Here is a 12,906-nt window from a genome sequence, read left to right as displayed (position 1 = left end):
GGGGATTGGTGCCAGTCAGGGAGCCCAGTTCAATCGACTCGGACCCCATTGTGCTTAGCGACTTTTTATTGACAACTAAATTCTGGGGGAACTTTTCGGAGATTTCTTCGGACAAGGGAAGAATCTCGGTCGGTTCCAGGGGTGGCAGGATGATCGGTGAGGGTTTGAGTTCTTTGACACTTGAGCGTCCATCGAGTTCGTCGGCAGGGCCATTTTGAGCGAATTGGCCCCCTTTTTCGTCCTGATCCTGCTGGGGGGACCTGGTCCACTGGGCAAGGGCTTGGTCCCGCACCGCGTTGGATGCAGCAAGCCGCTGAGCGTCCGTCTGATTGCTATCGGACACCGGATTGCTGGCAATTGCTCGCTCGCTCGCCCCCATTTCGCCTTCGCCGCCCACACTGCTGCCGCCCGAACTGCTGCCACCTGCACTGCTATTGGCCGATAACGCATTGATCACGAGCAATGCGTCTAATGCCGTGACATCGCCATCATTGTTGACATCGACTAGCGGGCCGCTGGTTTCGCTTGCACCGAGCGTACGCGGCCGATTGAGGTTCAAATCGTTGATGATCACCAAGGCGTCTTGCGCCGTCATGATTTGGTCTTGGTTCACATCCCCCGGCATGTTTGTGTTGTGCCGCGGGCTGGTGACGCGTCGGGCGACGGCCACCAAATCGTCACTGACACCGCCGCGGACCTGGATCACTGGGGCCGGATCCTCAAACGCGTAGATCAATTTCGCCGCAGCAAGCTCGACCCTGTAATCGCCATCGGGAAGATGGCTGAATTGCAGCGTTCCTGATTCGTTCGAGGTGACATGGTCGTTGTAACCAAAGTTCAGATCCGAGATGGCGACGGAGCTATCGGCGTGTCCATACGTTCGAATCTCGGCAATGCGGCCGCTGTCGTCTTGGATGCTTAGCGTCGTTGACTTGCCGTATTGAACCGCGTCACTGGTTACACGTTTGATCAATTGCCCATTGCGGTCATAGGCTTCGATACGCCCGTAACTCGGGGCCGCAGTGTTGGTCCCCCAAATCTTGACGTTCACTTCGCCAACGTTCTGGTCGAATTTGGCAACAAACGCGTTGTTCTTGTTCCAGTTCGCGCTCCACACAATCACTTGGGCGTCAAACGATTGAAAGAACTTTTGATTACTGGCAATGGACGACTCAAACACGCCGAGTTGGCGTTGAAACGAGTGTCCTTCGTTGGTCAGCGTGACGCCAGCAAGGCTGTCATTGGCAATGTTTCCATCGGGCAGCTCATTTGCGTGCACTTCGCCGGAAAATAACGGGGATCCATCCGCATGTCGCAGCGTTGCCGACACGTTGCTCATAAACGGCTCGGATCCGGCTCGGACCGCGTTTTCGTCTTCGTCGAGAAATGCAAACCCGGTGATACTGGTGGTGGAAATCGCGGGCGATTGAATCGTGCCCTGGACAATGTCGCTTGTTACGGTGGTGTGCACATCAATGGCTCGCCAATCGATGTTTGAAAACGGATGGTCGATCACGATCTCTAATTCAAAATCGACGACCTGTTGATCTGGTTCCGACGCGACGATCCAAGCTCCTCCATCAAGTCGGTACTGCAGCTGGCTGACCCGATTGAGAGTGATGTCGCTCTGCGGACCTTCGGAATTTTGGTTGGTCAGGGCGACGGCTTTGGCGCTGCCATCAAAGTGGTACGTGGAAGTGGTGGCGTCAAAATAGCCCACTCCTTGTAGGTCTAGCGGCACATCGGCGACGTCGAAGATGCCATCGTTGTCGCTGTCCTGCCACCCGACCATCGCTAGTGTCGAAGCAGGGCTGGTGTGGTTTTCGTAGGCGACGGAGAGCGGATAACCGCCTCGCATAATGCTGTCTTCTTGGACAAATCCGCCCGTGGGGTTATTGGCTGCATTCACATTTTGAGCGTTATAGTAGCCACGTCGATCGGTCCACGATCCGCCGCCTGGGTACTCGTCACGCGCCCAGAATATGTGTCCCATTTCATGCGTGATCGTCGATGCCGGACGGGTCGATGGCGTGACCATGAATAACCCACCCGAGAATGCAAACGCACCCGAAAAATGACCGCCCGCAGCAAAGAAACCATCGTGCTGGCCGGTGGACGGATTGATATCATCCGACGAATCAACGACAAAAATGGTGAAGGACCAATCGGTATCCAGTTTCTCGCGTTGATCGTGATTGAACGCTAGGACGGCATTCTGCAGCGCGGTGGATCCAGGATATTCTAGCGAATCCATGAATTTGCTCACCGCCAGTTCAAAACCCTCACTGTTGCGGTCAATCAGCTCATACGGGGTTGCGACCGGTGTTTTGGCATACGTGTCGTCGATCACGAATTCGAGCGAATGGACGCTATCAAACCCATCGAGGGTGTCGGCCCACCAATTTACCCCTTCGCTGATCTTTGCCAGCATTTCGTCGATCTCGGTAGCCGTCCAGTTTTGAGACTGGGCATCAATGCTGCCGTCGCTTTCGAAGAAAACGGGCGTGACCGCGACCCGGCCAAGCAGAAACTCGCCCGTATCCAGCTCCGTCGCCCCGAGCGGAGCGGCCGCCAGCAAATTCCGCTTTTCAAGCTGCTGAAAACGAGCGGTTCGGCGTTTTGCCGAACGCTTTCGTCTTCGATTTGCGGAGAAGCGGAACATAGGAACCGGGGAACGCATCGTGTAAGAGAACAGGTACGAAAGGAATGATCGGCATTCCTTGCCAAATCGGCTCGCAACTTAGACGCGACAAGACAGGATTTGTCTCGCGGATTTGCTGCAATCGTTGAAATCCGTTTCGATTCCCCAACCCTGTTATCTTAACGTGCAATTACAAAACCGGACTCTCTCGTTCCGGTGCTTTGTTGCGGAAGCCCGTGGTTGGCGTTGGAATTTAGCGATAATGCTAACTCGATTGGGGCCGCGAGAAACTTAATGCGTCGCTCACGGGCCCGTTCGTGTCTGTCTCCAACCGCTCCAAACGCCCCAACCGCCGCAACCGGGTTGCGGCGGTTTCCTACGGCTGACTCGATCAAAGATTGGCAAAAATCTGATCCAGCACGGACGATTCTTCCTCGCCGTCGGTTGCCGACGCGGTGTCGGCGGCCAACGAATCGACGATCGAATCAAGATTCGCCACGGCGATGTGATCAAACACGCTCGCTTTGGACGATTCACCTTCGGCCGCGATACTGGAAACCGGATCCTGTCGTACTGCGGCGGCATTTTCGTTCGCTTCGGCAACGAGCAGGTCGCCCACCGCGGTCGCTCCGGAAGCATAGACGCCATCGGCCGTCGGCACGTAGCGGGTGCTCGTGCCCACCTGTTCACCGGACCCGCTGAACGTGTTGCGGTTCAGGTTCAGCTCGTTGATCACGTTCAGTGCATCGGAAACCGTAACGACACCATCGCTGTTGGTATCAGGGAACGGTGGCAAATCGGTTGGCGTCGGTTGATCCAAGCGGATCGTCGACGCTCCTGCTCGATTGAGCGAATTGATGATCTGCAATGCATCCAGCGGAGTGACGACACCGTTGTTGTTGACGTCATTTCGGTTGATTGGATTGCGGAACGGATTGCTCGAGACAAACAGTTTGATGTCTTCGACTTCACCACTAGTGGCAACGCCGAGCGAGCCAAGGTTGCTGTCTTCGCTGATTCGGAATCGAGCGTAAATTTCGCCAATCTTGGCGTTGTTAGGAACATCGACCGTAATCGTGTTTCCAGCCCCGACTCCGACCAGCGGACGACCGCTACCAGCCGAACCAAAGCGTTTGACTTCGCTTTCTTCGAAGACGCCGTCTCCATCCCAATCGAACCAAGCGTCCAGGTAGAACACGCCGGGAGCCTGCAGTGGCGTTGTGTCACTTGGGTCCGACGGCAAATTGATATCGACCAAGAACGTGGTCGAGAACCCAGGTCGTACCGCACCGTTGACACGAATGCCATCGTCATTGCGATCCCCATCGGGAACTTGAGCATCGGCATCCGGCGTCACACCGCGACCGAGGTACAGGTTCGAAATCACGTTGTGGCGAGGGCCACCGTCGGCTTCGAGCGATTTGTACGGTGCAGGTGCGTCACCGTAATCGGCTCCGCCTCCGACAAACACGACCAATTCGGTGGTTCCCGCCGTCGTGTTGCTTTGCAGCAAGTTGCCAACGTCATCGCGAATGATCGGCTGAGTCACGGCACCGCTGCCGGTCACCGTTCCGACGCCATCGATGATCAAGCGGTCGCCGACAATCGCGATCGTAACATTGGGCAGTCCGATGCTTTGGATCGCGGCTTGGTACAGCTCTGCCACTTCTTGGATCGTGGCATCGATTGGAATCACGACAGGGATCGTCGCGTTTTGGCCAGCGGATGCAAGCAGTTGCAGAGCCGTGTTGCTCAGGTCCACTGCGTAGTTGGCATCGCCACCCAGTGTGACTCGGCCATCGCCGATGTTTTCAGGGTTCAGTCCTAATCCCGCACCCGCAATGGCTCGTACCAACGCATCCGCAATGCCATCAAGCGTTGGGTTCGCACCAATCACCACTGGGATCGCACCCGGGGTGATCACGCCATTTCCGGAATCCAATTCGAAGGTTCGAACCAGAGTTGCGCCCCGTTGGATGACAAAGGTTTGGCCGTCGGCGATGTCATCGCTGACGTTCGCCAAGGTGTTTGGCACACGAAGACCAAATCCGGCTGCCGTTCCAATTGCAGGGCCGCTGATCGTATTGGTCACGCGGATGTTATCCGATAGCGTCGATCCGTTGGCGAGCGGCGAGTCGGCCAAGATCACCACACGGTTGTTCAGCACCGACGATGTGAGGTTCAATCCCGATGCTTGGATTTGGGTGTTGAGTGCTTCGGCCAATTGTTGCGTCGAATCCGTCACGATCACCGGCACAAGGACGCTGTTGGGATCGTTTTGAGTTCCATCGGAATCAAACTCGAACGTCAGCGAATTCGTGCCGTCAAAGACGGTCACGGTTTCGCCGTCGGCCGCACCAAACAGTGCCGAGGTCATCGTGAAGGTGGTGTTGGTAACGGTGACCGTGAACACGTCACTCAGCGGTGTGGCCGAAGCGAGTGTGGAATCGCCGAGCAATTGGATTTGATTATCCAGTGCGGTGGCATCCAGGTTCAAAATCGACGCGTTGATCGCATCAGCGAGGGCCGCCGTCAACTGGCTGACACTTAGGGTTGTGGCAACCGGTACGGCAACGGTGCTTGCAGATCCGAAACCGCCACTGGTTTGACCATCGGTGTCAAATTCGAAAGTGATTTCGTTTTGTCCGTCAAAGACTCGGATCGATTGTCCATCAATGTTCGCTCCAAACAAGCTCGGAGCGACCACGATATTGATCCCCGTGTCGGCTTCGAGTGTCGTGAACGAACCATCCAAACCAATCACCGTTGTCAGGGCGCGGTCGGAGTAATTCGATCCGGTTTGCACCCGGAGGACGGCGTCGGTCGAGTCGAGCAAGCGGATGACGTAGACCGAGTTGTCTTGCCAAACGCCCGCCAGCGGTGTCAAGCGAATGACATTGTTCGATGGGTCGTAGCCGAATCGATAGTCGATTCCTTCGACCAGCGTTTGCCCGTCTCGGGTGACTAGGATTGCATCGCCTGTGACGCTGTCATCATCGATGCCCACCCCAGGGGTTGGGTCCGCACCGGCGATGCCGTCGATCAATTGAATGTCAAATGCATCAAAGATGTCGCCTCGGCCGGTAACCACTTGACCACCGTCAAGCCCGATGTCCGGAGCCCGTGGCGATACCAAGATCGCCCGCGGTCCGACTTCATCCGCACGGTCTTCGGCACCACGGTCTTTGAACACCCGTTCGCCGATCCCCGAGGGGGTTTCCACATCGGGATCGTCGACTCGCAATTGACCGTTGACATCGAATGACGGAGCAATGATCGGGCTCGGTGGCAAACCAATCGCGCCACGGACGGTGATCAGCGACGGTCGGTCTTCCAACGAGTCAATCGAGCTGTCGATGATTGGCGTGCCGGCTCGTGGAGTGAATACCAGTTGAACCGGATCGATAAAGACTTCTTGTGACGCGTTGATTTGTTGTGCAAAGGCACCTCGAGCATCCGTTTGGTTGCTGCGAGCATCCGTAGCGTTGCGGTAATAAGTGGTTCCACCAATCACGGTCTGCAGGCTAGCGTCGTCGATTGCAATCGCGGTTTGAGCGTTTGCGATCACGTTGTTCAGCAGCGTCGGTGCGGCTCCTTGTTGAACCACAATCCCTTGGCTGCCGGGAACATAGATGTCCGCTGCGACGGTTGACAATGCACCCACCGCATCAATGTCGGCACCCACCGCACCGGTGGTGGAGGTGCCTTGGCCGAGGTCGGTCAACCGCACAAACCCGAAGCGGTCTTGTGCATTGAAACCGAATGCGTCCAGGTCGATCGTCGCATCGATGCCCGCGACCACGCCGACGTTGATAAAGTTGACGCCGTCACGGCTAACCGCCACGGAAACCCCTTCGATTGACCCCGTTTCAAAGATCACCAAGTCGGGGCGGGCATCGCCGCTGCCGGTCAAGTAATTGTCGGTGAAACCTACCGTCAGCACGCCGCGGCGACCAAGCGAGGTCGTGAATTCACCATCAACCGGTTCGAGTCCGCGACCGACAACATCGGGAGCCCCCAGTGCTTTTTGCGGATTATCAAAACCGGCGGAGACGTTGGCACCGGCGGTATAACTAACGACCGTGTCGGCAAAGGAAATCTCTCCTTTGTCAAACAGCAAGTCGTTGAAAACGTCTGGGAACGCTTCATCGGATCGGTTGACGTTACCGCCCACGATCGTGTTGTTCAAAATTCGATCGAAGGCGATCGGATTGCTTTGCGTGCCACCGTTAGGTCCTAGCCCTGTGATACGAACTCCCGCGTTTGCGTTAAACGCCAACACGTTGCTTTGCACCACGACGCCAGGAAGCAAGTCGTTGCTGTTCAGTTCGACCAGGTTGCGAGGGTAAACGATCGCCGCAGGCAGTTGGTCGGCTTGGTTGACCCCTTGCACTCGCGATTCGGCGCCACGATTTAGTTCGATACCCGCATCGGCATTAAAGACGAATCGGCTGTTTTCGATGATGATCACACCTTGGTCATTGCGATCACGGTTGCTGTCGCCGCGTAATCCAAAGACTTCGATCGAAGCAAACGCGGTGCCGTCATCGGTGATCGTGACGTCGCCGTAAACGTTGATGCGACTGTCATTAAGACTGCCGTTGGCTCCGTTGGCATCCAGCCCCAATACCTGGCGGACTGCCGAGGCACGGAGGGCGTTCATGATGGCAGTGCCCACTTCGTTTGACGTCGCCGATTCGCTGACAACGATCGGGATTTGCGAGCTTGGTGAATTGAGTCCGTCGCTGACGCCAAATTCATCCGTCAAATCAAACTCGAACTGAATCGCGGCACCCGCAGAGCCCACGGTGAACGTGGCACCATCGATCAACTCGTTTCCAGAGAACGTTCGCAATGCATAGCCATCGGTCAAACGATCATTGGTGTCAAACGTGCGGAACTGTTCCGCAGCTTCACTGTCGACATATTCGCTGGCGTCACGAATCTCGAGTTGATACGCGCCCGTCACGGTGGGTTGAGTCGGCCGCGGTGTCGAAGTGAAGAATCGTGTTCCGTCTTCGACAAACGTTTCGGTCGGGCTGACCGCACGCGAATTGGTCGCGAGTTCACCACGCTCGGCGAAGCCGATAATGATGTCGTCAATAAACACGCCTTCGTGATTGTTGTCTGCGGTTCCGGCAAGGAATCCGGCTGCGAATTGATCGCCATAACGCAGTTGCTCATTCACAAACGGTCCGAAGTCGTTGATCGTCAGAGCACCGGTTCGCACCATCGCACCGGACGTCGGAGTGAACGAGGTGTCGCCTTCGCTAAATCGATCTGCCAAGGCGAGCGAGATCGCTTGGGCGACTTGGGGGGCGGTATCAAATCGGCTGACCTGGATCGGTCGGCCCGTCAAAACTTGTTGTCCGCTGACGGGCAGCAAGCTTGGCGATGAAGACGTGATCGTGGCCGTGCCGTCGACTTCGATCAAATTGCCGTCGGTTCGTGCAGTGATCGGCGATAGGAAATTGACCGAAACGGTGTAGGAATCGATTTGGCCGGTTTGAGCGGTACCTGCAATGCGAGGATCGTAGGTCGAGTTTCCAATACCGCTGATGCCGATAAAGATCGGACCATTTTGGGTCGCTGTGACCTGAATCGTGTCGCGTGCTTGATTGACAAACCCAGGCAACTCGTTGCCTTTGGCGTCAAAGAAGCGAACGGCAGCGTTCAAGGCAGGATTGGTGACCAAGTCGACGTCAACAAAAATGGTGGTTCCTGCGGTGACATCCGCACGCACTAGGTCCACGTCGTTCAGATTCGACGGAGTGCCCAATGCGTCGACCGTACCGATCCGGCCGGTTCCCTTGATCGTGGCGTTGCCGCCCGAGTAAGGCAGTGGCGTGGCTTGGTACAGCAAGTCGTTACGCTCGCCGGTGACGCCAGGAGTGTCACTCGGATCCGAGAAATTGAAGTTTTCAATCACGTTGTATTCTGGCAGTGGCAAACCAGCCGCCAGCGACAAGGCCGCCGCAATCTCGAGTTGAGAAAGTTGGTTCAAGGTCACGTTCGATAGCGGATCGATCAGATCCACGCTAACTTCGTTCGTTGCGACCGGCCGAGTGCCATCGTTCAGGATGAAGGTTTGGCCAGCGTACTCGATCACTTCTCGGTAATCAGGATCCAAGTAGCGAGTCGCCAATACGGCACCCGAAGGCACCAGGCGTTTCAGGTCGACCGTGTCCGCGATCAGTGTCGCGATCTGGCTCGAACTTAGGTCCTCGAGCGAGGTTCCCGTCGGTTGCGATGCCAGCAAGTCGATGCGGATTTGGTCCGCGGCAACAGGACGAACGCCATCGTCCAGCACGTATTGTTGTCCGTCGACTGTGATCACGGCGACCGCGTTCGGATCGGGACCATACAGGGCCGCGAGTTGACGTCCCGACGGGGCGCTGACGGCGGGAGCCAAGTCGATTGCGAACGCTTCGCCATTGACGACAAGTTGCGAGTTTTCGACCAACCCTTTGCCTGCAACCGCACGGATCGATGGGGTTCCCGTCGCCGTTTTACCAGCGGTCGAGAACTCAATTCGCATGCTCAGATTGGATTGGCCCGCAAACGGTTGCAATGGCACGCGTGCCTGACGCCAACTGCCGGTGTTGTCAAACAGTTGCTGTACTTCGACATCGATGTCGTCGTCGTACAACGATCCGGTGTTCAAACTGATCGCCGATGGGTCATCAAATTCATCGTCGTTTTCGCCAGTGTTGCGGAAGTCACTGTTGCTGGCGACGAGATGTTCGACGCCGTTCGCGTCAACAATGTAGACGCGTAGCGAATCGCGGGCACCGTTGATGTCGGCGACATCGTCAGCGTCCAAGAAGTAGCTGAAGTAAAGCGTCGGCAAATCGGTTGCCGCGTATCCCGAAAGGTCAAAGGTGTTACTTTGGACTTCGCCCTTCGCTCCACCAGGCATGTTGTAGGTGTTAACAATGCTGGTTCCGTCCAATCGCGTTCCGTCAGGAACCTCTTGCGAATGAGCGTATTTGCTGCGGAATTCAGCGGTGTTTTCAAAGTTGAACGCCAAGCTGTTTCCACCAATGCTGCTTTGGCGAGTGTCGCTGAAGTTGCTGCTGACACCATGCCCCGGGTCGGTAGCACGACGCTCGGTGACATGCCACAGATTGTAGTCCAGGATGCTGAAGTCCAATCCCAGGGCACCGCCGATGCCGGTCGAGATCATCGATCGGCCGCCCGCGAAGACCGGTTGCAACTCACCACGCGTGTTGAACGCGTAGATGTCACCGCCGCCAGTCACACCGAACAAGATCTGACGCAGTTCGCCATCTTCAACACTGGCGGGGCCTGCACGCAGACCGGTGAAGTTGATGCCGACCAAGTCGGTCGCTGAGAGGACGTAGCTTCCCACGGTGCGGTTGCCGACCGCCGAGGCAAGTTCGCCTGATGAAACAACGAACAAGCCCCCAGTGTCGGTAATCGCATACAGATTGTTGTTGACCAATTCGACACCGGTCACCGTCCCGCCGGTTGGCAAACCGCCCGCAGTCAAATTGCCCGTGGGCAAACTTGCTGCACTGCCGACGGGGTCGCCGATGAATCCGCCGACGATACGAACCGAGTGAGCGTCGCTGGCTCCGGCGTCAATGAATGCATTGACGTTGGGTAGGTCGCCTGCCGCGTTGGCTTGGTCGACTGCATTGACAATACGTTGTGCCACCACTCCGGCCGTGTCGGTCGGGAACAACGGGATGCGGAAGTTACCGCTTTCAACCCCTGGGGTTCCGCTGAGAACGAGGCTGGTGGATGTCGTAAGCGGGTTGGTTTGGATCGTGACCGTTTCCGCGTTAGGAACCGACAACTGGGTTCCGGCCGCTGAAACCGATACGCCTGCACCTCGAATCGCCGACGCCAATCGCTGGATCAACGCTTCGGGGCCGAGGTTGGCCGAAATCACGACGGGAATGTTGGTTCCAGTCACATTCGCCGGATCGCTGACGAATTCGAATACCTTGGCGACTTGGCCTGGCAATTTGATCAAGACGGTGTCGCCAAACGGAATCGTCCGCGGATTGTCCAGAGTACCGTCAGGATTGGTCAGCGGCGAATTGTCGATGCTGAGCGTGAAGCCTTGATCGAACTCGAACGTGACGGTTTCAACTTGATTGGTCAGGGTAAATCGGTCGCCGTCGAACAGACTTTGCGTGGCAATGCCTGCTGAGTTCACTTCTGTCGCGGCTGTAAAACCGAGTTGTAGCGGTCGAGCACCGGTCGGAGCCGCGGTGTCGATTTGTCCAATCTCGCGTCGACTTGTACCCGCACCCGGAATGTTGCGGTCGAGATTAAAGTTTCCGCCGTTGATTAAGCCGGTGTTCTCGTTAAATCCATACAGAATGTTCGTCGTGTAGGCCAAACCGTTCTGCGGGAACGGACGATTGCCCACCAAGAAACCGGTCTCGGCATTAAGGAATTCGCGAATCGTGATCGCTTCGACTTCCAAGCCGTCGTCACTGGCGACGTTCAAGTCCGCAAATTGCCCGGGCTGAATGACAGGCGGTGGACTGCTCAAGTGATGCGTGGTAATGCCACCCCCGACCGTAATCGGGGTGCCGAGTGCTGCCGTCGCCGTGTCGATGCTGTAGTAAGCCCATGCGTTGTCGGCGGGCTGGCGATTGCTGAATCCGGTGTAGGCAAACAGTTCGCCGTTGCTTCCGAAGGCAACGTCACGAACTTCGTCTCCGAAGTTGCCAAGGAACCCGCCGCCCTGAGTCGACGACGTGTACGCAGCTCCGGTGTACGGGTTGACCAAGAACAGTCCGCTGCCGGTGTTGACGTACAGCATGACGTCATCGAACGTGTAGTCGATGATCGAATTTTGGTCGAACAGAACCGGGAACTGTGGAGTCGACGCAGTACCACTGACCGGAATGGCCTCGAAGTGTTCTTCGACAACTCGCTGCACCGAATCAATCGGCTCCAAACGCAATAGCGGGTTGGTTGAGTTGGGATCAAAGAATTGATCCATCGGTTGTGGAACACGTTGCTGATTCGACACGGCAACGTAGTAGATGCCTTCGGCCAATTCAGCCGATCCGATGAAGGGGTCGCCCGTTCCGAAGGATCCGCGTGACAAATCTTCCGCATTGGCACTGCCAAGCGGTTGATCGTCAGCAATGTTGCTGTCGGTGCCGATCAGCACCAATTCACCCGCTTGGTTGAACACATAGATCGCGGTGTCCGTTCGTGCCAAACCGTCGGCGTAATCGAGGTCAAATGCGGTGGCAAAGTACAACGCGGCATTATCGCGAGTCAAGTTTTCGTACTTGATGTCGAACTCGTACCAATCGACATCGGTCAAACTGTCAATCACACCCCCGATGGTCTTGGACAATCGGTCGCTCGACAGCGGGCCGTTGTTGCGAGCCGCGATGGGGTTGCCGTTGGCATCGAGAATTGGATTGCCATTGGCATCCACTAGGTTTTGGTCGTCGATGGCGACTGAGTACAGACCGAGACGTTGGGCTGCACTTAAGGTGTCGTTTGCCGTATCCAGTTCGTATTCGTCCCCAGCCAGTGGGCTGTGGATCGGACCGCCGATCACTTGGATGCCGTTGACCGCGAATCGCACATCGCTAAAGCGGACTTGGGTTCCCGCATGCTCGTCCACTTCTTGTAAACGGATTTGCATTTGATACGAGCCCGATGTCAATCCGCGACGCAGGCTCGAGGGTACCGACGCAGCCGATTGACCCGAGACGACCAAGGATTGATTCGATCCCGATTGGACGCTGCTGCTTCGCACTCGCACGTGATACAGGTTTCGTTGTCCTGCTTCACCTGGCAAAATCAGTCGCATTCCCGCATCGCGTGGATTCGTCGAAAACAAATCTTGGTGATCTTGCGTGGTGATGTTCGGGTCGTTCGCGGAGATCAGGTTCAGCGAGCGAGCATTGGCTGCGGGGAATCGACCATCCGGAGCCACCAAGCGGTTTTGAGTCCCCAGTGACTCGGCCATCGAGTTGTCCGACAACACCAACGTGTTGCCGTTCGCATCGATCAGTTCGATGATCGTATCGAGTCGCATATCGGTTCGGTCGATGTCCAACCAAACTTGCGTTCCCGCTTCCCCAATGAACGAATAGACGTCGATATCACTGGCTTGGCTGATCGAACCGTCAACGATAAATCCAAGTCGGCGATTCTCGTCGCCCGAAGTTTGGTTCGGGGCGAGTTCGCCAAGGAACTGAGACTGACCCGGAGTCGGGTTGGTATCCGAAACGCCCACGTTGCGTGGCTCGTTTTCG

The 12,906-nt window shown here is 56.5% G+C and carries 2 protein-coding genes; both read right to left on the bottom strand.

Translation table 11 applies throughout. From position 1 onward, the window contains the following. Positions 1 to 2,662, bottom strand: a 2,662-nt coding sequence (locus ABX962_RS16920) for a dockerin type I domain-containing protein (RefSeq protein WP_372721218.1), incomplete at its 3' end; no start/stop codon positions are given. Between the two features lie 370 nt (positions 2,663 to 3,032). After that, positions 3,033 to 12,887, bottom strand: a complete 9,855-nt coding sequence (locus ABX962_RS16915; RefSeq protein WP_372721217.1) for a beta strand repeat-containing protein — start codon at positions 12,885 to 12,887, stop codon at positions 3,033 to 3,035. Between the last annotated feature and the right edge of the window lie 19 nt (positions 12,888 to 12,906).

The sequence above is a fragment of the Novipirellula sp. genome (assembly GCF_041583735.1).
Taxonomy (GTDB): Bacteria; Planctomycetota; Planctomycetia; order Pirellulales; family Pirellulaceae; genus Novipirellula.
This window is presented reverse-complemented; position numbering and strand designations above follow the sequence as displayed.